This is a genomic window from Sorangium sp. So ce385 (assembly GCF_051474135.1).
GTDB classification, from domain to species: domain Bacteria; phylum Myxococcota_A; class Polyangia; order Polyangiales; family Polyangiaceae; genus Sorangium; species Sorangium cellulosum_D.
The window spans coordinates 3,521,880-3,544,518 of record NZ_CP150337.1 but is presented as its reverse complement, the minus strand read 5'-3'; the positions used below and the strand labels follow the sequence as shown (position 1 = coordinate 3,544,518).

16 protein-coding genes are annotated in these 22,639 nt (G+C 71.4%); 5 read left to right on the top strand and 11 right to left on the bottom strand.

Annotated elements, in window-relative coordinates:
• The first annotated feature begins 103 nt into the window (after positions 1-103).
• Positions 104-1,606 (top strand): tyrosine-type recombinase/integrase, encoded by a 1,503-nt coding sequence (locus tag WME83_RS13255; protein WP_437319645.1) that lies wholly within the window; start codon positions 104-106, stop codon positions 1,604-1,606.
• Positions 1,607-2,065: 459 nt separating this feature from the next.
• Here WME83_RS13255 and WME83_RS13250 read toward each other — a convergent pair whose 3' ends face one another.
• Positions 2,066-2,941: a hypothetical protein gene (locus WME83_RS13250; RefSeq protein WP_437319644.1), complete on the bottom strand. Its 876-nt coding sequence runs from the start codon at positions 2,939-2,941 to the stop codon at positions 2,066-2,068.
• Between the two features lie 805 nt (positions 2,942-3,746).
• On the opposite strand from WME83_RS13250, the gene WME83_RS13245 reads away from it, so the two are divergent.
• Positions 3,747-4,826 carry a calcium-binding EGF-like domain-containing protein gene (locus WME83_RS13245; RefSeq protein ID WP_437319643.1) on the top strand — a complete coding sequence of 360 codons (1,080 nt, stop codon included), beginning with the start codon at positions 3,747-3,749 and terminating at the stop codon, positions 4,824-4,826.
• 405 nt (positions 4,827-5,231) lie between these two features.
• On the opposite strand, the gene WME83_RS13240 is transcribed toward WME83_RS13245, so the two are convergent.
• The 6 genes from WME83_RS13240 to WME83_RS13215 form a co-directional block, all read right to left on the bottom strand.
• Entirely contained in the window at positions 5,232-6,800 is a 1,569-nt protein-coding gene (locus WME83_RS13240) for an FAD-dependent monooxygenase (RefSeq protein WP_437319642.1), read from the bottom strand.
• Between the two features lie 317 nt (positions 6,801-7,117).
• Positions 7,118-8,629 carry an ArnT family glycosyltransferase gene (locus WME83_RS13235; RefSeq protein WP_437319641.1) on the bottom strand — a complete coding sequence of 504 codons (1,512 nt, stop codon included), beginning with the start codon at positions 8,627-8,629 and terminating at the stop codon, positions 7,118-7,120.
• A gap of 186 nt (positions 8,630-8,815) precedes the next feature.
• Positions 8,816-9,190, bottom strand: a complete 375-nt coding sequence (locus WME83_RS13230) for a nuclear transport factor 2 family protein (RefSeq protein WP_437319640.1) — start codon at positions 9,188-9,190, stop codon at positions 8,816-8,818.
• A gap of 477 nt (positions 9,191-9,667) precedes the next feature.
• Complete coding sequence (locus tag WME83_RS13225) at positions 9,668-11,050, bottom strand: hypothetical protein (RefSeq protein ID WP_437319639.1); 1,383 nt, start codon at positions 11,048-11,050, stop codon at positions 9,668-9,670.
• Between the two features lie 281 nt (positions 11,051-11,331).
• Complete coding sequence (locus tag WME83_RS13220; RefSeq protein ID WP_437319638.1) at positions 11,332-11,823, bottom strand: DUF6691 family protein; 492 nt, start codon at positions 11,821-11,823, stop codon at positions 11,332-11,334.
• Positions 11,820-12,254 carry a YeeE/YedE family protein gene (locus WME83_RS13215; RefSeq protein WP_437319637.1) on the bottom strand — a complete coding sequence of 145 codons (435 nt, stop codon included), beginning with the start codon at positions 12,252-12,254 and terminating at the stop codon, positions 11,820-11,822. Before WME83_RS13215 ends, WME83_RS13220 begins: the two co-directional genes overlap by 4 nt.
• A gap of 493 nt (positions 12,255-12,747) precedes the next feature.
• On the opposite strand from WME83_RS13215, the gene WME83_RS13210 reads away from it, so the two are divergent.
• The 3 genes from WME83_RS13210 (at position 12,748) to WME83_RS13200 (ending at position 19,029) form a co-directional block, all read left to right on the top strand.
• Positions 12,748-14,589 (top strand): protein kinase domain-containing protein, encoded by a 1,842-nt coding sequence (locus WME83_RS13210; RefSeq protein WP_437319636.1) that lies wholly within the window; start codon positions 12,748-12,750, stop codon positions 14,587-14,589.
• Positions 14,590-14,593: 4 nt separating this feature from the next.
• Positions 14,594-17,509, top strand: coding sequence for a TonB-dependent receptor domain-containing protein (locus tag WME83_RS13205; protein WP_437319635.1), 2,916 nt, complete (start codon positions 14,594-14,596; stop codon positions 17,507-17,509).
• Between the two features lie 446 nt (positions 17,510-17,955).
• A complete protein-coding gene (locus tag WME83_RS13200) occupies positions 17,956-19,029 on the top strand; it encodes a hypothetical protein (protein ID WP_437319634.1) in 1,074 nt (357 codons plus the stop codon).
• A gap of 103 nt (positions 19,030-19,132) precedes the next feature.
• Here WME83_RS13200 and WME83_RS13195 read toward each other — a convergent pair whose 3' ends face one another.
• The 4 genes from WME83_RS13195 to WME83_RS13180 all read right to left on the bottom strand — a co-directional run bounded on the left by WME83_RS13195 (position 19,133) and on the right by WME83_RS13180 (position 22,626).
• Positions 19,133-20,236: a XylR N-terminal domain-containing protein gene (locus tag WME83_RS13195; protein WP_437319633.1), complete on the bottom strand. Its 1,104-nt coding sequence runs from the start codon at positions 20,234-20,236 to the stop codon at positions 19,133-19,135.
• A gap of 348 nt (positions 20,237-20,584) precedes the next feature.
• Complete coding sequence (locus tag WME83_RS13190; RefSeq protein ID WP_437319632.1) at positions 20,585-21,016, bottom strand: SAM-dependent methyltransferase; 432 nt, start codon at positions 21,014-21,016, stop codon at positions 20,585-20,587.
• Positions 21,006-21,440: a hypothetical protein gene (locus WME83_RS13185; RefSeq protein WP_437319631.1), complete on the bottom strand. Its 435-nt coding sequence runs from the start codon at positions 21,438-21,440 to the stop codon at positions 21,006-21,008. The genes WME83_RS13190 and WME83_RS13185 overlap by 11 nt, the downstream gene beginning before the upstream one ends.
• 268 nt (positions 21,441-21,708) lie before the next feature.
• Positions 21,709-22,626 (bottom strand): cupin domain-containing protein, encoded by a 918-nt coding sequence (locus tag WME83_RS13180; protein WP_437319630.1) that lies wholly within the window; start codon positions 22,624-22,626, stop codon positions 21,709-21,711.
• Positions 22,627-22,639 lie beyond the last annotated feature (13 nt).

Genomic DNA, 22,639 nt, shown 5'->3' with positions numbered 1-22,639 from the left:
ACTGGTAGTGGCGAGTTCTACGGAGCGCCCGAAGCCGCCGAGCGCCCGCGCAGCAGGAGAGAAGCGCGCGAACGGCTCCGGCTCCGTCCGACTGCGCGGGAAGATGTGGACCGCGCGCCTGAGCTTGGGCGAGGCTGGGCGATGCACGTTCAGCTTGCCGACGTGCCGGACCGAGCACGAAGCCAACGCGCGGCTCGAGGTGCTGGCCGAGCTCGCGGGGCGCCTGCTCGCAGCCGGGCAGATCGTGCTCGGCATGCCGCTACTGGAGCAGGCTGCCGCGCGCGACGGCAGCGCGCTCCGTGATGTCCGGCTCGCGCTCGACCAGCTGTGCAGGGGCGAAGCGCGTCCCCGCCCGAGCGAGGAAACAACCTTCGCTGAGTTCGCGGAGTTGGTTGTTTCTGGAAGGCTCGCCGAGCAATACCCACTGCATGTGAAACCGCTCCGACGTCCGGAGCAGTACCGGCACAAGTTGAATCATGTTCTGGATGTGCTCGGCCCCGTTCCTCTCTCTCGTTTGACGCTCGATCACGCGGATCGCGCGATCGCCATGCTGCCGGGGCATCTTGAGGCTTCTTCGCGTCAAGGTATCGCGAAGGTCATTCACCGGATACTCGCGCTCGCGACCTATCCGGCGCGCATCATTGCCAATAATCCGTTGCCACGTGGATGGGTTCCCAAGGCGGACAACAACAAGGCAAAAAGCTCTCTTTACCCCGACGAGGACAGGCGCCTCATGGCTGCGGTGGATATTCCACTGTCTTATCGGATCTATTATGGGTTTCTGATCCGTGAGGGGATGCGTGCAGACGAGGCTGGCAGGCTGGAGCCGTCTGATCTAGATCTCGAGCGAGGCGCCGTAGTTCTTGACGAGAACAAGACCGATGACCCGCGCGCGTGGGCGCTCTCGCCCGATGTCGTGCGGGCGCTGCGCGTCTACTTTGCGATGTGTCCCCCAAAGGAGCGTGTGTTCTCCAGGCCAAGCGGGCTACCCTTACCCGGTCGTGATGGGGCGAAGAGCTTTCGAGATCACCTGCGTTGCGCCGGGATCGCAAGGCCTGAATTGTTCGAGACCACGGAATCTAGGTTAAACATTCGATTGCACGACACTCGCGCGACCTTCATCACCATCAAGCTAGCGAACGGGCGCACCGAGACGTGGATCTCCGATCGGACCGGGCACAGGTCGAGCAACCAGATCCACAACTACAAGCGCGCCGCACGTAAGGTCGCGGAGCTCGGCTTGGGAGACTTCGCGCCCCTTGACGAGGCGATCCCCGAGCTGCGAGGCAAGGGCCGAGCGGTCGGAGGCGCTCGGCTGTCGGAGGGAGCGGAGGCCGGGGCGGCGGGCGAAGGCCGCTTCCTGGGAGCCGCGCCTCCGGGCCAGACGCCGACATCGGCCGACGTACCGGCTGCCTCGGCGGCAGAAGACGAAGCGGCGGCCGACGGGGGCGGGTTGGGCCCGCGTTGGGCCACACCGGCGCTTGATGCCGCGACAGAGCAGCCGGAAGTGATTGAAATGGTTGGCGTTTCTTCCACTCGCCCGGCACCCGCACGGAAATACCGCCAGAGAAACCGATCGATGACGAGCGGTCGCCGAAAACAGTAGCAATTTGCTAGCTTCCGCCTGTTTCGCCGCCGAGGGCGACTCCGGTGTGGCCCGACGGGGCACCCTCCGCCATTGCGCCGCCGGCGGTGAAGGGCCCCGCGGCGTCACCGATCGGGGTCGGCGCCTGGCCCGGCGGCGCAGCGCCGAGGGATTCTCCTTCGCTCGCCGCCCCGTTTCCGGGCGCTTCGATGCGCTGCCGCCTGTTTCGGGATCGTGCCTGCGTCCCCGCGCTCTGCCGGCCCAACGACTGGCGTTAAGCTGCGTGGTCCCGAGCGCAGCGAGGGGCGGCGCCTGGGGCTGACTCGGCCCAGCTCGCGCTCGCCGAGGCGAACCTCGAGGCGCAGTTCCCCGGCGGCGAAGGCATCTTCCTCGGCCAGCTCCTCGGGCAGACGGTGTCGGTGGTGCTCCGGGGGACGTGGGCGAAGAAAACCTCGGTGGAACCTCGGTGGAGGACCAGCGTCATTGGATGCAGCCTGAGCCGACAACGCCGGGGTCCGCCACGGCGCCGGTGACCGCGTCTACATGCATTTGGACGTAGCGTTTATCTTCGCATTCGTCGCCCCAGCCGACGCCGACTACGTATGTGAGCGTCTCGTTGGCAATACCGAACATCGGCTGGCTCCCGGACATCGCGTCGTCCGGCGCGCCGTGCAGGCACCGCGCCGCGAGCAGCCCGACGCGCTTCGCGTCCTCACTGGACATCGTCGTCGTCACCTTGGAGAGGTCGAAGAACGGCCCGACCGTGATCTGCGCGCGCAGGCCCTCGGGCTCGTTGCCACGCTCCATCTCGTACGCTTGCAATGCGCCGTCGAGGTCGCTCTTGTAGTAGACGAGCTGTGTCCCGCGGTAGGATCGGGAGACGTGGATGGTCAGGCGGTCCGGCTGCTGCCGCAGAACGGGCGGCGCGTCAGGCGTCAGCCCGAGCGCGGTGAGCACGCTGGTGATGTCGCTCTCGGCGCGGGAGCCGTCGAGGGGCGTGAAGTGACGCTTGCTCCACCAGCGCAAGAGCAGGAACCGCCCGTTTTCGTCGTTGTAGCGCTCGACGCGCCCCTCGCCCGTGTCCCAGCGCGTGACCGGACGCCCCGTGAAGTCGGTCGCCGCGCGCGGCCCCTGGGTCACGGGGTCACCCGCGGCCTTCGCGAGGGTCCGCGCGAGCGCGTCGGGCGAGCCCGCGAGCATGCCGGCCAGGGGCGCGTTGCGCGAGAGGCGCGCGGCGGCGAGCGCCTGGCAAGTTGTGAGCGCGGACGTCGCCGGCGGAGCGCAGCCGGCGAGGAGCAGGACAAGCAGAAGTGTGGCACCCATGGGATGACAACGACTGGTGGCGACAGCCAACATGATGTCGAAGTCTACCTGTCCCGGGGAGGAAGCGAAAGTCTGACCGGCTGAGCTCAACAGCAACGGCTGCGGCGATCTCATCGGCAACCGGGTAGTCGGGGGCGCCTGCAACTTCCTCTCGGGGCGGCTCAGCGGCACGTCCTCCGGGACGTCCGTCGAGATCTACCAGGACGGGGCGGGCACGAACGGCAACTCCGTCACCCTCTCGCCGTCGCCGCTCAACAACGGGACCTGGCACCACGTCGCTTGCTGCTGGCCGCATGGCCAAGTCCGCCGGCGCCCACGAGCCGGGCGGCCCATGGGCGGATTTGCGCGGGGCGCGGTCCGTTGTCCATCACGCAGACGGCCGCCGTTGCTCCTGGCCTCCCTCGGTCGCTCCGGCCGAGATCCGAGGTGCGGGAGGGCCCGCGCGCGGCGGCGCGCGCGATTTGTCGTGACAGGGCATCGTGCCGGGCGACCATCCCAGGCTCACGAAAGGGGCATGCATGGCAAAGGAAGCAGCTCGCGAGTCGCTCCTCGATCTTCACGTCTTCACCACGGGCCGGCGGGTCTTCGCGCTCCCGCAGGTGCGGCGCGGTCGACGCGAGCGGGGAGATGTCAGGCTGCGGCGCGGTCGACGCGAGCGCGGTATTGTCAGGCTGCGGCGCGGAAACCCGCCACGATACCACGCCCGCTCTTTCCTGACAATCCCCACAAGGTCGGGGTACCGGCCGGCCGGCTCCGCGATCCACCCTACGCCGTCAGTCACTTCCCGGCGTTGCCCGGCCCTCCTGCCGGTGCCCGACCCGGGAGCTGGAGAGCGCCCATGAACCATGAAAGAACGCTTCTGCGCACCGCCTTCCTCCTCCCCGCTTTCGCCGTGAGCGGCCTCGTGCTCCTCGCGGGCGGCTGTTCGCAGCCGGTGGGGACCGACGAGCACCACGGCGCGGACGAGGCCGCGCTGACCGCCGCGCAGTGCAGCTACTTCGACGTCAACGGCGAGACCACCATCTGCCACCACACCGGCTCGGCCAAGCACCCCTACACCATCGTCAGGACCAGCGAGCAGGGCTGCATCAACGCGCACGCCGGCCACGCGCACGACTACATCGCCGTCGGCGATCCGACCTGCCAGGGCGGCGGCTGCCTCCCCGTGAACGCGCCGTGCGACGCCACCCTCCCGTGCTGCGAAGGCCTCTTGTGCCAGAGCGGCACCTGCGTCGACCCCTGCGCCTCGGCCCCCTGCCAGAACGGCGGCGCCTGCGCGGCGACCGAGAGCGGGTACACCTGCACGTGCGCGCCCGGCTTCACGGGAACGAACTGCGAGATCGACATCGACGAATGCGCCGCGAGCCCGTGCGTCAATGGCGACTGCGTCGACGGAACCAACCAGTACGAGTGCCTCTGCTATCCCGGCTGGACGGGGACGAACTGCGAGACCCAGCTCTGCGTCCCCACGACCTGCGCCGCGCAGGGCGCGACCTGCGGCTCGATCGCCGATGGCTGCGGCGGGACGCTCGACTGCGGCTCGTGCGGGTCGGGCTTCACCTGCCAGAGCGGCACCTGCCAGCCCACGGCGCCGACGTGCCCGTGTGAGACGCTGGACGCGTGGCAGGCGTTCGTCGCCAATGAGACGGCGTACGCTGATTGCATCGACTACGAGTCATTCAACTACCCGTTCGTCTATCTGAAAGGTCAAACGCACATCACCTGGAACGGAGGAGACCTTGGGACGGGCATCGCCGCGTCGCCCGCGAATGAGCAGCTCGGAGAGCCGCAACAGTGCGCGGGGGTGTGGGCGGGCTACGGCCCCCAGTCCCTGCCGGTCAACGATGCGGAACTGCAGGTCTGCTTGGACCGCATCAGGGAGATCGCCGCCTCCCGCGGCCTGACGTGCGGCCCGTGAGCTGCCACTAGCGCCGCCCGGCGGCGACGCAGGGGCCGAGATCCTCCGCTGATCTCTCGGCGCGGGCGCGGCGGCCTGCTTCGCCCGACGGAGGGGCGCGGGCTCCGCGCTCGCGATGCGCCCCGCGCTTCAGCGTCTCCAGTGGGCTCTCGCCGAGGTGCACGGGCCCTTCGCGACGGCGGAGCAGGCGCGCGAGCAGGCGCAATCGCTCGTGACGGAGCCCGCCGGCGCCGCGGCCTCTCCCGAAATCCCCGCGGAAGCGACGGATCGCGACGGTTCACCCCCGTGGAAGAGTCCCGCCAGAGAAACCGGTTGGGGACGAGCAGCCGCCGGAAGCGTTAGCAATTTCGATAACTTCCGCCTGTCTCGACGCCGAGGACGGCTCGCCAGTGGTGACGTCGTCGGCTACGTTCGCTGCGCCGATCGCGCCGGCGCGGAGGACGATGGCCCGGTCGAGCATGACCGTTCCTGGAAGCCGCCTGGCCGGGGAGCGGCGGACGCGAACCAGCGCTCAAGCGCGTCCACCAACCCCTCGACGTCTCCCGCGTCGCCGGCCCAGGCAATGCACCCGTCGGGGCGGATCAGCATCGACGGGCCTGCGTCGGCCGGTAAGCAGCGCACCCGCGTGAACCCGGCGGCGAGAGCGGCCGCGTGCCCGTCAGGAGACGCGTCGAGCAATATGCCCTCGCCTTCCGCCATCTCCGCGAACAGCGATGTTCGAGCGTCGGCGCGGCCGACCGGGCGATCGCCGGCGAGGCGTCCGACCAGGTCTCGCTCGGCGCCGAGGTCGTAGCGCGTGGCCAGACCGCTCGTCAGTCCGTCGAGATGGTCATTCACGGCGTCGATCTCCATCAGCTTCGCGAAGATCTGCCGCATTGCGCTCGACTGCGGGTCGGGCCGCGTGAGCGCGACCTGGGCGAGCGTGTTGGCCAGCACGGCCTCGGCCACGGGCCGCCGCTCGGACGTGTAGCTGCCGAGCAGGCTGTCCGGCTTGTCGCCGCGAACGACGGCGGCGAGCTTCCAGCCGAGGTTGGCCGCGTCGACCAGCCCAAGGCTCAGCCCCTGGCCGCCCAAAGGCGAATGGATGTGCGCCGCATCACCCGCGAGCAGGACGCGATCCCGGCGGTACGCGTCGACCAGACGTGCGCTGTCCGTGAAGCGATTCGCCTGCTCCATCGCCGTCACGCGGACATCCGCGCCGCTGATTCGGCGCAGCACGCCTTCGATCTCCTCGCGCGTGACGGGCGCATTGCGATCAGCCGGCGGACCGCTGTAGTCGTGCATCGCAATCCAGCGAGGCCGAGGTCCGTTCATGACGACGCCCTCCGGCGTGCGGGTCGACCCGCGCGGCAGGCGCTCGGGGTGGTCGAGGTCGAGCACGGCCTGGTACATGAATTGGCTCGGCGGCGTACCGGGGAAGGCAAAACCGGCCATCTTGCGGATCGAGCTGCGCCCTCCGTCACATCCGACCAGCCAGGCGCAGCGCGCATGCTCCGGCCCGTCCGGGGAAGCCCAGTGGAGCGCGACGCCATCGTCATGCTGGTCCAAGCCCGTGACCTCGCACCCGCGCCGTACCTCGATGTCGAGCGCGGCCGCCCGCGCGCCCAGGATCGCCTCCACGCCCTGCTGGTTCACCCAGAGCATGCGCCGTTCGGGCTCGCCCACTGCCTCTGATCGGAGAGGGAGAAGGGCGAAATGCCCCCTGGACCTGTGTGCCTGCGCCCGCCTCGCCACGCCCACCGGTCCCATGGCCGCGAAGTGACGATCTTCCGCCTCGGCGAGCGCTGGGCCCATGCTCCGGCGCTGGAGCGCCTCCACGCCGAGCGGTCCGATGGCAGTCCCCTTCAGGGCGACGCTTGGCGCGGTGAGCCGCTCGAGCACCATCACACCGGCGCCGCCCAGCTTGAGCTCGATCGCGAGCAGGAGCCCGACCGGGCCGGCGCCTACAACCACGACATCGACTTGCTTGTCCATCAGCTATGGATCCATCGAGTACTACGCACAAACACCGATCAGCTATCGCGACACAGAAGGCACCGAGAATACGTGAATCTGCCCAACTATCCGTCGATTGGTCAGCCGAAGCCGCCGGACCAGGTCTATCGAGCTCGTCGCCTCTCGTGACCTCCCTCACGGAACGTCTCACGGATCGGCTCTGCGCCGCAAGGCCCAAATGCTGTCCAGCGCCATAGGGTAGATCCGTCCGACGCCGGCGGCAGTCGCCGCCTTCCCGGGGGATCGGGGGCGCCTGGAGGGGCGCGGCGGACGAACAGCCGGAGGTATCGCGCCGCTCAATCGTAGTGGATCAGGCTCGGCCAAGCAGCCGCCAGGGACACGCGGGGTCTCCGGCAGCGGAACACCCAGGACTCGGCCTCATAAGGCATGCACAATCCGCAGCTCAATGGAGCGACCGGCGTGACCTCCTCGAAGAGCGCATCGAGCCGCCCTCGATCACGCGGAGAGACGACGACCAACAGCACATTTCCGCTCACACCGCGCGGCCCCCAAAGCCCATAATTGTTGTGACCGCTGATGGCCCGCGGCAATCCGCGGCTCGGCCCCAGGAGGTCGACGGCGCCGGCCTCGCCGTAGTTGGCCGTGAAGATGCCGGCCTGCGCGCGTTCTTCGGGCTCGAGCGTGGCGTAAGCTCGGGCGACCGCGGCGACCACCGCGTCCCAGCCGTGCATGTCCGCGTACAGCTGCGGGAGCGCTCCCACGTGTTTCTTCTCTTCGGTGGCCGGAGCGACGCCGAGAGCTCTCGCGTACGCCAAATAGCGATGCACCGGCAAGATCGGCAACGCCAGAGGCGCCGTCGCGGCCCCGCCGAGCGCGACCGCGACGATGACCAGCGGCTTCACCCAGCGCCGACGGAGGCCGTCGGCCACGACCGAGCCCGCCGCGAGCAACACCGTGTAGTACGGAGCCAGGTAGCTCGCGCGGCCCTTCCCGCTCAGGGCGAGCAGCGCGAAGATCGCCAGATACGCGATGGACACCGGGCGCAGCCGACCGCGTGAAGCAATCCCGAGATAGCCGAGCCCGGCCAGCCAGATCGGCGCAAACAGCGGGTGCATCATCTCGATTTGCCCGAACAGGAAGCCGGCCCACGACACCTCCGCCATCTTCGACTGGGTGGCCCCTCGCAAGAACGCGGCCGTGGGCCAGCCGTGCTTCATTTGCCAGAGCAGGTACGGCACGCCGCACGCCAGCGCGCCCAGCAGGGTTAGCCAAGGCGCGCGTGTCCGCAGCAGATCTCTGCGCGTCAACAGGAGACCGACGCCCATGCCCGCCATCAACCAGAGCGCGCCGAGCTTGTTCAGCAGCGCGAGCCCGAGCGTCGCCCCGAGCGCCACCCAGGTCTTGGAGTCGCTCTCTTGAAGCACGCGCACGAAGAACCACGCGCTGGCGCCCCAGAGCGCCAGATCCAGCGCGTTCATGGAGTAAAACGAGCTGAGCCCGAGGTACACGGGCGCGAGCGCGGTCGTCAGCATGGCGAGCACCTGCGCCGCGCGCCCGCCCCCCAACGTGCGCGCCGTGCACGCCGCGATCGCGACCGTGAGCGCATGCGCCAGCGCGGGCACCCATCGCAGGGCGACCACCGATTCGCCCAGCGTGCGGCTCACGAGCCACAAGAGCGCAATCGAGAGCGGCGGATGGTCGACGTAGCCGAAGTCGAGCTCCCGAGCGCAGGCCAGATAATAGAGCTCATCGCGAAAGTAGCCATACCCGCGCAAGAATGGCAGGTGCATCAGCGCGGTCGCCGCGGCGCCCATCAACGCCACTCGGTTTACCTGGATGCGGCCCATGAGCCCAGGAGATCCAAACGCGATTCGAAAGTCAATCTCCGCGTAGCGGCCGCCCGGGTTACATCATCGCGCATGGGGCTGCCGGCAGCCCTCGATGGGATGAACGATCGCGAGTACGGCTACGATCGACGCGGCGTGGGGACCGTCGTGACATGAGCTGCCGGCAGCGTCCCTACCGACCCGCCGTCACGCGTCAGCAGCTTCACGCAGAGGGCCGGCGAACGTGAGCAGGAGCGAGATGCGGCCCGTAGCGTCGACCTCCCCAGCATCGAAGAACTCGAGATTCTCGCCATTACTACGTTCGACGACCGAACGGAATCGAAACGTGGTGTTCCCCGAGTCGATGACGCTGAGCATGCGGATTCGCACCAGCAGCGGATCCGCGAGCAGCTTCGCGATTTCTTCGGCGACCGCTGCGCGCCCTCGGATCTCGCGGCTGCGTGAGACGACGCGCCCGTCAGCCGCAAAGCACGCCTCGAGCATCGCTGCCCGCTTCTCTGGGTCCCGCTCGCTCGCCGCGTCGATGTAGGTCTTCACCGCGGCCTCGACCATGCTTCCCATAGCGGGCCAGGAGATCCAAACGCGATCCGAAAGTCAAGTCGCCGCCCGCCCCCGCGCTGGGCGCGCTCGTCACCGCCGCTCGCTCGCACGTCGCCGGAGGCCTCGGGGACGCTTCGGCGCGCGACCGCCGCGCGCGGGCGATCTCGGCGGAGCCCGCGGGCGCTGGCGAGCGGCGAGGCTCCGGAAGCGAGCCGACGTCCTGCGCTCGATGTCCTTCGGGCAAACCAACGCATCCACGATCGATGCGCATCGGGCGCGTGGAGAGCCGGTGAGGGAGGCGAGATAGGGTGGATCGAATCGAAGAGGCCGAGCCCGAGGGGGCCGAACCCGCGGGCATCGAAGGCCCCTACCTCCTGAATCTCCACGAGGAGGCCTGGGACGCGCACCTCGATCGTGCGGCCCGCTGTGGCCGCGCCGCGCTGCCGGGGACGCCTCGACCGGCGCGAGCGTCCCCTCGCCTCCCCCGCCGCGGCGCGCTCAGAGCAGGCGCACCCGGATCGCGTGCGGGTCGGCCCGCTGCACGCCGCCAGCGTCGATGTTGGTGATCGGCGTGATGCGCTTGAGCTTGCCGCGCTTCCCACCGCGGGTGACCTGGACGACGCCGACCCCGGGCGTGCTGCCCACCGACGCGTGCGGATCGCCGCTCAGCGGCGTCGGGCCGCGCAGGGTCACGAAGATGCGGTTGCCCGAGGGCGAGAGATCCATGAGGTCCGGCGCAGGATCGCTCGACAGCGGGCCCTTCAGGTCGACGGTGGCCACGTGCGCGTTCGTGTTGACGTTGAAGACCTCGGCCACGCCCTGGATCCGGTCCAGCACCCAGATGGTGCGGCCGCGCTTCGTCAGCAGCATGCCGTGGGCGTCGCGGTCCGCGGAGCCGTCGGTGAACACCACCTGGGGTGGCGGGGTGTTGACCGGGTTCGTCGGCGCATAACCGGTGAGCGGGAATCGGTACACGTCGAACTGATCGAGGTTCGCCGCCGTTCCCCCGCCGGAGTTGATGAACATCGCGCCGCCGGCCTCGACGCCGCCGCACCCGTTCCCGTGCACGGCGCCCACGTCGTACTCGCCCACGATCTGGATTGGCGTCGCCGCAGGGTCGACGACGAACAGGCCCCCTCCGCGCAGCGTGATGAAGCCGTAGGCGCCCGCCTGGTCGATGATGGGGCAAATGGGCGCGTTGTCGGGCCGGATGCCCGGGAACTGGCAGGGATCGCCGCTCGGCGCGACGCACGTGGCCAGGTTGAGCTTCGCGGCGGCGTCCCACGCGAAGGTGCCCGTCGCGTAATCGGTCGAGATGCGTTCGAGCAGCTTGCCGTTCTGGTTGGCCACCAGGATGTACGAGTCGTCCGGCGCCGGCACCGCGGCGTGCGCCTGCCGCGCCCCGTCCGCGCCCTGCGACGCGCGCAGGCACGCGACCGGCGCGCGGGTCGCGGCGTCGAAGATCACGACGTGGCCGCTCGCCACGAAGGACAGCACCGCGTGGGTGCGCGTGGCGTTGAAGAAGAGCATGTGCGGCCGGACCGGATTGGCGCCGGTCTGGTCGAAGCACAGCGACGCGGTGTCGCCCCCGAGGTCGATGACCTCCGCGACGGCCGGCGTGACCCCGCGGCCGGTCGACAGCGCCTGGCCATCGTAAATGTAGAGCGTGCCGCCGTACGTCAGCCCGCTCGTGTCGGACTGGTCGACGGCCCAGACCTCGAAGGGCTGCTCGTCGCTCGCCGCCTCGAGGGCCGCCTCGGCGTCGGTCTCGGCGGCGGCCTCGGCGGAATCGAGCTCGGTCGAGTCGACGTGCTCGGCGCAGGCGGATAACAGACAAAGGGAAACCGTCGCCCCCAGAAAGGGGCCGAATGAAAGCTTCATGGCTCGCGCTCCCAGCGTTGGTAAAGCCCGATGATGCTCGTCCACCAGCCCGCGGCGGACCGCGGCCAGCATCGAGCATTGGGAGAGGAGCATTACATCGCGGGGGCGTTCGCCGCAAGGCAATTGCCTGGAGCGCGCACCACCGTCACGTCGAGATCGTGCCGTGATCGCCGCCCGGCTCGTGGTGGACGCTGCGCAGCGCGGCGCTGCGCAGCGCCCTCGCCGCCCGGCGCGCGGGCCGCGATGCGGCGGGTCAGCCGTCGGGCCTCGGGCGCGACGGGTCACGGGTCGCGCGCTGTTCGACCCGCCGTCCCCGTGTCCGCCGGCGCGCTCCTCGACGCGGCGGCGAAATGCTCGATCGCCATGCCGGCCGCCATTGCCGCGACAAAGGCGAGGACGGCGCCGGAGCCGGTCGCGAGCGAGACGAGCGCCGGCCCGGGGCAATAGCCGGCCAGCCCCCAGCCGACGCCGAAGATCGCGGCGCCGCCGAGCAGGCGCGCGTCGACCCCGGTGCGGGTCGGCAGGGACAGGCGATCGGCCAGGAGGGGAAAGCGCGGGGCGCCCTCGGAGGCGGCGCGCTGCTGCCGGCGAAGGAGGCGATAGGCGAGGAAGTGCACCGAGATCGCGCCCGCCATCACGAACGCGAGGCTCGGGTCCCAGCGGCCGGCGACGTCGAGGAAGCCGACGACCTTGGACGGCTGGGTCATGCCGGAGACGCCGAGCCCCACGGCGAACAGCGCGCCGGCGAGCAGCGCGAGCGCGATCTGCTTCATCGCCCCGCTCCGAGCCCATGCAGGCTGACGTAAACGGTGACGGCCGCGGTCGCCATGAACGTCATGGTGGCGACGAGAGAGCGGAGCGACAGGCGGCTGAGGCCGCAAACGCCATGGCCGCTCGTGCACCCGTTGCCGAGCCGCGCGCCGAGGCCGACGAGCAGCCCCGCGGCCACCAGGAGGCCGAGCGAGCGGCCGTCGCCCGCCGGCGGAAAGGCCGCGGGATGCGCGGCGGCGAGCGCGATGCCGCCGAGGAGGAGGCCCACGACGAACGCCGCGCGCCAGGCGGTGTCGCCCCGCTCGCGGAAGAGGAGCCCTCCGAAGATGCCGCTGATGCCGGCGACCCTCCCGTTGAACAAGAGGAGGAGCGACGCGCTGAGGCCGATGAGCGCCCCGCCGACGAGCGGGCCTGTCACGGTGAATTCATGCACGATGAGACCTCGTGGGGTGACTCGTGGGGTGAACGGCCGACAGCATAGCAACGCGCGCCGCCCATCCTCCAGGAGAAGCCAGCCGGCGCGCCTGACCGCCCGGACAGGACGAGATCTGGATCGTCGCCGACGAGGCGCGCGCGTTCGTCGAGGTCGAGATCGCGAGTCGACGCGCGATCGGCGGAATACCGGCCGACGGAAGCGAGGCGCGGACGTCCGCCGGCGCCTGCGCGCCGCGCCGTTGTCGGCGCGGACGACGCCGCGCTCGCCGCGCTCGCCGCGCCCGCGCTCGCCGCGCCCGCGCTCCAGCCAGCGCGCAGCGCGGCGGCCCCCGCGCGTCGCGTCGCACACCGCAGGTGGGGCTGGAAGCGGGCGTGTCGCACACGGCGCCCGCGCGGCCGGCGCGGGTGGCGTCGAGGGCGAGGATTCTGCCGGGGCCCCGGGGGTGCTGGTGTATACTCATCGGTCGATGGCCCAAGCAGGCTGGGAAGCGGTGGAACCGGCTCCGTCGCGGAGGATTCCCCGGGTCGGGGACATCATCGGCGGCAAGTACCGCGTGGAGCGGGTGCTCGGGCGCGGCGGCATGGGGCTCGTCGTCTCGGCGCACCATGTCTCGCTCCGCCACCGCGTCGCGCTGAAGTTCCTGCTCCCCGAGGGGCGCGCGACGCCGGGCGCGCTCGAGCGCTTCTTCCGCGAGGCGCAGGCCGCGGCCGCCCTCGCCAGCGAGCACATCGCGCGCGTCATCGATGTGGGGCAGACCGACGAGGAGCTGCCCTACTTCGTGATGGAGCACCTGAATGGCATCGATCTGGAGGCGCTCGTCGAGACGCGGGGCCCGCTGCCGGTCGAGCAGGCGGTGAGCTACGTGATCGAGGCCTGCGACGCCCTCGCCGAGGCGCACGCGCTCGGGATCGTCCACCGCGACCTCAAGCCGGGCAACCTGTTCCTGGCGAGCCGCGCGGACGGCTCGACCCTGATCAAGGTGCTCGATTTCGGCATCTCGAAGGCGTCGGAGGCCGGCGCGCTCGGCCTGAACGCCAAGCTGACCGCCTCCTCCGTGGTGCTCGGCTCTCCCCGCTACATGTCGCCGGAGCACATCCGCAACACCCGGACCGTGGACGCCCGCAGCGACATCTGGGCGCTCGGCATGACGCTCTATCAGCTCCTCACCGGGCGTCTGCCGTTCGAGAACGAGGCCGTCTCGGCGCTGTTCGTCAGCATCGTCACGGACCCGCCCGTGCCGCCGCGCGCGTATCGGCCCGAGATCCCGGTCGAGCTCGAGTACATCCTCCTGATGTGCCTGGAGAAGAACCCAGCGCGCCGCCCGCAGACGGTCGCCGAGCTGGTGTCGCTGCTGGAGCCGCTGGGGTCGGAGCGCGCGCGGCTGACGGCGGCGCGCATCCTGCGCAGGGCCATGGGGAACGAGACCGTGGACGCGCCGCCGGCGCCGGACCGCCCGAGGGTGGTCGATGAGGATGCCCCGACCCTGACCGGGTCGCGCGGCGCTGCGCCGGGGTCGTGGTGCGTCGTGGCCGAGCGGGCGCAGGGGTCGGCGCCGCCCACGCAGCCGTCCGCGGTCGACCCGCCGCGCGCGTCGGCGATCGCGGCGTCCGTGCCGCCCGCGGCGGGCCCGTCGCCCGCGGTGACGATCGCGGCGTCCGTGCCGCCTGCGGCGGGCCCGTCGCCCGCGGCGTCCGTGCCGCCTGCGGCGGGCCCGTCGCCCGCGGCGTCCGTGCCGCCCCCCTACGCCCTCCCCGGCGCCGCGTCGGCCGCGATGGCGACGCACCCCGGCGGGCCGCTGGCGCCGACGGCGGCGGCGTCCGAGCGGCACGAGCGCGATCCCGCAGGGGACGCCCGCGCGCGCCGCGGCCGGCGCGGCGCGGCCTTGCCCGCGGCGGCGGCGCTCGCCGTGCTCCTCGGGGGCGCGGCGGCGCTCGCGTGGCTGGGGCGCGGGGCGGCGCAGGTCGCGGGCGCGCCGCCCGCCGGCGAGGCGGCCTCGCGGGGCGCGCCGGGGCAGGACACGCCGGCGGCGATGCCCGCGGCGGACGAGGCGCCCGAGGCCTCGCCCCTCCCGCCGTCCGCGATCCTCGCGCCCCCTGCGGCGGCCGTGGCCGCCGCGGCGAGCGGCTTCGCTGCGGCCGGCGCCGCGCTCGCCCCGTCGAGCTCGGCGCGGCCCGCGCGCCCGCGCGCCGTGCTCGCGGCGCCGGCGGCGCCGGCGGCCGGCGGCGAGCCGGCGGCGCCCACGGCCGGCGGCGAGCCGGCGGCCGGCGGCGAGCCGGCGGCCGGCGGCGACGCGCCGGCGACGAGGGCGGTGCGCCTGCGCGAGCACCGCTAGCGGCATGCCGAGCGCGCCCTCGAGCACGCGCGCGCGCTCTCGGCGGCGCGCTCGCCGGTCTTATCTCGCGGCGCTGCCCCTCCTCGCGGGCGCGCTGCTCCACGCCCCCGCCGCCCGCGCCGACGGCGAGGGACAGGCCGACGAGGCCGACCTCCACTTCGAGCTCGGCCGCGACAGCTACAAGAAGGGGCAGTACCGCGCGGCCCTCGAGCATTTCCTCGCGTCCAACCGGCTCGTGCCGAACCGGAACGTCGTCTTCAACATCGCGCTCACCTACGAGGAGCTGGGCCGCTTCGCGGACGCGCACCGGTACTACGACGACGCGCTCGAGGGCGAGACCGACCCGGAGATCGTCGCCGAGGCGCAGGCCGCGCTCGAGCGGATCGCGCCGCGCGTCGCCGTGCTGCAGATCGTCACGTCGCCGCCGGGCGCCACGATCTACGTCGATCGCAAGGACCTCGGCGCCCGCGGCACGGCGCCGCGCCGGCTCGCCCTGGCCGAGGGCCGCTACCGGATCCTCGTCGAGCTCGCGGGCTACGAGCCCGTGGCGGTCGAGGACGCCGCGGTGAAGCTCGGGCAGACCAAGGAGGTGCTCATCGTGCTCCGCCGCATCGTGGGCACGGTCCGGGTGGACGTGCGCGGCGCGAGCGAGGCCACGGTCCACGTCGACAGCGAGGGCGCGCCGCCCGCCTGCGCCGCGCCCTGCGACCTCGACCTGCCGCCGGGCCGCCACGTGCTCTATTTCTCGCGCGCCGGCTACCAGGCGGCGCCGCAGCCGCTGACCGTCGCCGCGCACGAGACCGTGCCGATCACGGCGACGCTCAGCCCGCTCACGGGCTCGATCCTCGTGCGCGCCAGCGAGCCCGACGCCCTCGTCGAGATCGACGGCCGGCCGATGGGCTTCACGCCCTCCGTGATCCAGGGCGTCCCCGTGGGCCGGCGCCGGGTGCGCGTCAGCCTGCGCGGCTTCGCGCCCGTCGAGCGGACGATCGAGGTCGCCGCCGGCCAGCAGGCGGCGCTGCGCGACCTCGCGCTGGAGCCGATCCGCGAGGTGTCGTCGGCCTCGCGCGTCCTCGAGCGGGTCGAGGACGCGCCCGCCTCCATCAGCGTCATCGAGCAGCAGGAGCTGCGCGCCTTCGGGTACCCGACCATCGCCGAGGCGCTGCGCGGCACGCGCGGCGTCTACCTCTCGAACGACCACGTTGTCTACTCGGCCGGGATCCGCGGGCTCGGCGAGCCGCTCGACTACGGCAACCGGCTCCTCGTCCTCTCCGACGGGCACTCGACGAACGACAACGTCCTCAACGCCTCGTTCGTGGGCTCGGACGCGCGCGACGACCTCCACGACGTGGACCACATCGAGGTCGTCCGCGGCCCGGGCTCGCTGCTCTACGGCACGGGGGCCCTCTCCGGCATCGTCAACCTCGTGCCGCGCGGCCGCGACGAGCCCACGGGCGCGCACGTGGCGGCCGGCACCTACTACGACGGCGTGGCCCACGCGCGCGCCGGGTTCCACGTCAACGCTGGCCCGGACGCGGGCGTGCGGGCGAGCGTCACCGGCGCCCGCTCCGACGGGTTCGACGTGCCGGTCGCCCTGCGGGACCCCCGGGGCGGCCCGCCCGTGCCGATCGCCGAGCGCGCCGAGACGTTCCGGGCCGGCGGCACCTCCGGGCGCGCCTGGTACGGGCCGTTCACGGCGCAGTGGATGTACCACACGCGCGAGCAGCGCATCCCGACCGGCTACGTGGGCACGCGGCTCAACGACCTGGGGACGACCTACGACGACGCGCACATGATGGCCGAGGTGCGCTACGAGCCGCGGCCCGCGCCCGACCTGCAGTTCATGGCGCGCGGCCACGTGAACCGCTTCGTCTGGCGCGGGGTGTACCGGTTCGACGAGGCGACGATCTTCGAGCAGCAGCACGGCACCTGGCTGGGCGCCGAGCTCCGGGCGGCGTGGACGCCGCTCCCCGGGCTCCGGGTCACCGGGGGCGGCGAGGTGCAGGGGCACCCCGAGGCGACGCTGCGCGGCGTCTTCGCGGACGGGCGCGTCCGCACGAAGCGCGAGCCGTTCGGCTTCGGCGCCGGGTACCTCATCCTCGACGGCTCGCCCGCGCCCTGGGTGCGCTTCTCGGCGGGCGCGCGCCTGGACGTCTACAGCACGTTCGGGCCCATCTTCGTCCCGCGCGCCGCGGTCATCTTCCGGCCCGGGCCCGGGGGCGTGCTGAAGATCATGGGCGGGAGCGCCTTCCGCGCGCCGAGCGTCTCCGAGCAGTACTACGAGGACGGTGAGACGCAGGTGCCCGCCGTCGACCCCACGGCGGGCCTCAAGCTCGAGCCGGAGTCCCTCCATTCCGCCGAGGTCGAGTACACGCAGCGCATCGGCGACGCCTGGATCGCGCTCGGCGCCGTTCACGCGAGCCTGCTGTCGGACCGGATCTCCCTCGAGGAGCACGACGGGCTGCAGCGCTACGCGAACAGCAAGCGAGGCGCGTTCCTCGTGGGGGGCGACGTCGAGCTCCGCCGCGAGTGGCGGCAAGGCTGGATGCTCGCGGCGATGTACGGCTACCAGCGCGCCCAGCAAGGGGGCGGAGGGCGGCTCATCAACGCCCCGGAGCACCTCGCGTCGTTCCGCGGCGTCGTCCCGGTGGTGGCGCGGCTCGCCGCCGCCGCGCTGCGGATCAACCTGGAGGCGCCCCGGCGGATCTCCCGCAGCGCGGGCGGCGAGACCCGGGGCGCCATCGTCGCGGATCTCACGGTGTCCGGCGAGCTCCAGCGCTTTCACACGCGCTACGTGCTCGGCCTCTACAACGCGATGGACACGCGGTACGACTACCCGGCCGCGGAGACCTACCTCTCGTCCACGAGCCGGCAGAACGGCAGGACGTTCCTCGCCGAGATCACGGTCAGCTATCCGTAGCTGGGCCCGTCGGGAACGGCCGCGCGCCACGCATTCGGCCGAGCTGCGATGGCCGGCGGAGGGTCGCGCGCGCGTTGCGCCGTTGTTGCTCAACCCGCGCAGGGGTGGCTCGTCGCGCGAAGCCGAGGAGCGCTGGAGCTCGGCGGTGGCGCGCCGCCGGCCGGCTCGCCGGGGGTGATCGGGCTCGACGCCTCGCAGAAATCGCTGGCAGACGCCGCGCGCGGCCATCCTGGCATGAGCGCTGCAACACGTACGAACCGCGTGAACGTCAACCGACTTGCTTTCATGCCCGGTACATCTCTCTCGCCGAGGACTCCATGAAGATTGATGAACGCAGTCTCCACTCCAGGATCTGGAAGCTCGCTGCAGCGGCAGCCGGCGTACTGTCTCTCGTCGCCTGTGGGACGGAGGAGAGCACAGCCGAGCCAGCGCTCGACGACATTGGCGTGGCCTCCGAGGGGCTGAGCTCCCATTGGGGCTGGGCCCACACCGACCACGCGAACCCCTACACGAACCGCTGCGTGAACGACGCCGCCAGCAGCATCAACGCGCTCTACGACCCGAACTATGTCATGGCCTACCGCAGCGGCAGCGACGCCTGCAGCGCGGTCGCCCCCACGACGGGCGCCGGGCTCATTCACCACCAGGGCATCCAGCGGCTCGCGCGTGACTACAACTATCTCCTGGTGACGACCTCGGTCCAGGGGGGCGCGCGCCCGGGCTTCGAGGTCGTGCGCCTCGGCTCGCTGAGCAACAACCCGTGGCTCTTGGGCCGGAACGCGTCTCCCTCCCGGCTCCCGTCCTGCAGCGACGCGATCGTGCGCTACCAGCCCGACGACTCGGGGATGCCGTACGATCACTCGGGCGGCCTCCAGGTGAGCGGCGATTACGTCATCGTGCCGTTCGAGAAGAGCGACGACCAGGCGACGGCGGGCTTTCGCATCGCCAGGATGTCGAACCCCTCGAACCCCCAGTGGAGCCCGCTGGTCTTGCGAGCGCGCGGCCAGACGGTCAACGCGGGAGCGGCGAGCCTCACGCTGCTCTCCTCAGGCCGCTACCTCGCGCTCGTCTTTGGCCACAACTCGGACGACGTCGAGGTGTTCGTGTCCTCGGAGGCGGCGATGCCCTATTTCGGCAGCTCGAGCTCCACCTGGGTGTCGCAGGCGAGCGCCTCGACGCCCTTCGGCGGCGCGGAATACCAGGGCCTGCAGCTCGTGACCCAGTGCGACGGGCAGCTCTTCGTCGCGGGCACGCACAGGAACAAATGGTATGACGAGGACTGGGTCGACCTGTGGCGTGTGGACCTCGGCACGAGCTTCGTGCCCAGCTTCACCGAGGTGGCCAGCCGACACATGTCCTGCAGCAGCGCGGCCACGGGCAACAAGCGCTACTGCGCCTTCGATGCAGGGGCCGGGACCTATGTGGATCCCGACGGCGAGATCCTGCTTTATGGGGTGGAGCACTACAACGACGCCTACCCGGGCACGACACGCGCGGTCAAGGTGCGCGAGTTTCCGTAGACCCTGCGCCGAGGCCTGCCCTCACGACGCCGAGCAGCCCCGCACGCTTCGTACATCCACGCGACCCTGCGCTGGCTGCTCTGGAACCCGCGGTGTCGTACGGTCAGCTCATCTGCAGGATGCACGCCTTCAGCCCGTCCTCCAGCGTTGCCAGCGTCTGCACGCGGTCGAGGTCCACGCCCATGCCCACCACGGTCTTCGCCACCGGGGGCGCGATGCCGGTGACGATGAGCTTGGCCCCGAGCAGCGCGACGGCTCGGATGATCTTCACGAAGTGGTTTGCCGTCGTGGTATCGACGACATCGATTCCGGTGAGGTCGAGGAGGATGTAGCGCGATCCGCTCTGGACGACGGCCTCGAGGAGGGCCTCGGTGACCTGCGCCGCCCGCGCCGAGTCCATCACGCCGATGAGCGGCAGCGCGAGGACGCCGTCCCACACCTTGATGATCGGCGTGGAGAGCGCGGAGATGGCTGCCCGCTGGCGCTCGATCGTCATGAGCTTGTCCTCGAGCTCGCGCGCGATGGAGTAGTTGGTGGCGGCCAGCGACTGCTTCCACGGGTCTGCCTCGGGGCCCCACGCGTCCGGGGTCCGGATCTCGACCCGACACTCGGGCGCCCCCATCCCGGCGCACGCGTGCTCGATCGCGAGCGCCGGCGCGCCGAGGAAGGACGAGCACCAGCCGCTGGCATAGCCCGTGAGCGAGTGGCACACCGGGCTCGACGACGGCCCGAACGTCCGGACGTGCACGTCGGCCTCGTAGGAGTTACGCCAGCGAGCCATCAGGTGAAACCGGCCGGTCTGCCTGTCGAAATCGATCGTCGACACCTCGACGCTGACGATGCCCTCCCAGTTGTGCATCATGGGCCCGGCCGCCAGCTCGTCGAGCTCCGTATCCCAGGGATATTGAGACGATATTGACTCGTGATCTCCCGCCCCGCACCGGTGACCAAACTGCATGAGCATCGCACGGGCCATCGTCTCGCCGAGCTGCTCGTAAAGCAGCTTACGCAGCGAGGCGAAGGCGTCCTGCCGGAAGAGCAACATCCGGTCATTGCCGAGGAGGATCTTGCCCAACGCAGGCTGAAATTCCAGGACTTTGCTAAGATCGAGCTCGCTGGCCTTCAAGGTTTCCTCCCCGCGCTGGTGACGGGCCATACGCCGCGGTCCACCCAGCGCGATTCGTCCGACGCCGGCCGGTCTCAGCATCGGCCAGAGTCATCGGCAGCTCCAGAGAACATCCTTGTCGAAGGTTCGCATAAAGGGCCTTCGAAGCCAAGCCCCCCTTGGCGCCGGCGCCTCGCCGAGCACCGATGCGGCCATCCGGCGGCGCGCATCACCGCACGAGCGCGCCCGGCAGCTTGGTGCGCCGGGGTGGTCGACAGGGCAGCATCATGGACCTGGCAGCCGAGCGCGGCCAGCATGGCGGGTGACGTCGGCGGGCTCGGGTCGGCGTGGGGCACGTGACACACGGCTCGTCGGGCAGGGCCGCCGTGATCGGCGCTTGATCAGGGACCTGCCGGCGTGGAACGGCTTGCCGGGCCCGGGCGCTCCAGACTAACCGTCGAGGGAGACCTCAAGAAGCGGATCGCCTCCATCGATGTAAAGGCGGCCCCCCTCGCGCAAGGCGCTGCGGATCCGCTGCCTGGCGATACGCCCAGCCTCCGGGTGACGGCCGTCGAGCGCGCCGACCCGAACCGCGAACGCAATGTCATAGGGCCTCTCCCCCTCCTCCAGCTCGAATTCCTCGATCGCCGCATGGCGAAAGCGCAACCGGCCAGAGGCCAGCTCAGCCTCCGACCCCGCCATGGCCTGCGCGATCGCCTTGGCGGAGCGGTCGATCGCCAGAACATGCCCATCGCCGATCCGCCTGGCGACAGCGCGCGCCGCGACGCCGGGGCCACAACCGATCTCCAGGACGCGAAGCCCTGGCCTCAAGGGCAGGGCTTCCACGATCGCTGCAAGTCTGGACGATAGCTCACGGGGCATTCGGGTCGACCTTGCGGGCTGGCCGCGGGCTGAAGGCTTGTGCCGCGAGCGCCGCAGCCGCCGCGAGCTTGTGCTTCGCTTGCCACGGCGGTCCGCTCGATCGGCCCATCGCGTGCAGGAAAGGGCCGGCATCCTCGAGGCCGAGCGCCGCCGCCGCTTCGAGGAACACGCGCTCGCGGTCGTACCAATGCACGGACCAGCCGCGCGCCTCGGCGGCGGCCGCGAGGGCCTCGCGATACATGACGGAATCGGCGACGGTCTGCGCGCGATTGTCGGCGATCCGCTCCTCGGTCGTCGGCGGAAGCGCGGGACACGCGCGGATCGCGATGCTCGCGATCCGCGCGGGCACCGCTGCGGCCAGCGCCTCGAGGCCCTCGCGCGCGCCGCGCACCGCGGACGCGCGCACGCGCTCGACGAGCGCCACGGCGTCGGCGAGCGAAATCGGCCGCGCCCACGGGCTGTCGAGGTAACGGCCAACTGCCCACGACCCTTCGTGGTGATGCGGGTGCGTCGGCAGACCGGGATCGGTGAGGTCGACGCGCCGGCGATCGAGGAGCTCACCGCCGTGCGCGACGGTGACGAGCACCGCCGAGTTGCCGTGCTCGGCGACGCCGACGGTCGCGGCTCGCTGCGTGCGTTCTCTCGCCATGTCTTCCTCCGTCGTGCGCGCGTCCTTCGGGTGGTTCCGTCGCTCACGCCTTGCGGAACGCGCCGGGCGGCGTCCCGTGCTCGCGGTGGAAGGCGCGGTTGAAGGCGGACACCGAGGTGTAGCCCACCGCCTCGGCGATCTCGGTGAGCGATCGATCGGTCTCGCGCACCAACCTCGCGGCCTCGTGCATGCGCGCCTGGGTCAGGTACGCGAGCGGGGAGAGACCCACCTCGGCCACGAAGCGGCGCGCCAGCGTGGGCCGGGAGGTCCCGAGCTTCGCCGCCAGCGTCGCGACGTCCCAGGGCGCGGCGAGGTCCTCGTGAAGGCGCGAGAGCGCAGCGGCGACGAGCGAATCGCGCAGCGCGCCCAGCCAGCCGGCGCCGCCGGCGGGCTGATCGTCGACCCAGGCGCGGAGGAGCTGCACGAAGAGCACGTCGAGGAGCCGCGACACCACAAGGGATTGGCCGAGATCCGCGCGATCGTGCTCGCGCGTCAGGCCGGCGATGGTCTCGGCGAGCTCGGGCCTTCCGCGCGTCTTCTTCGCTGGGATGTGGACCAGCTCGGGCAGCACGCGCAGCGCCGGGTGGCGGGCGCCGGGGACGTCGAACGCGTACACCCCGCAGAGCACCTGCGTCTCCGCGCCCTGGCCGTCGCCGAGGCGCATGCGGTGGTCGACGGTCCCGCGCGCCGCGAGCCACGCCGCGAGCGGTATCCGCCGGCTCCGCGCGTGATCGGCGAGCGCGTGCGCGCTGCCGCGCGGCAGGAGCACCACGTCGCCCGGCCCGAGCGCGACCCGCTGCTCGCCGAGGAAGAGCCAGCACGTGCCGGCCGTGACCAGGTGGAAGAGCGCGTCCGCGGACGCGTCGAAGCAGATCCCCCACGGCGCCCGCGCCGACGAGTGGCAGTAGACCCGGCCGCGCAGGTGCGTCAGCTCCAGCACCCTTCCCAGCACATCGTGCACCGCGCCCTCGTTC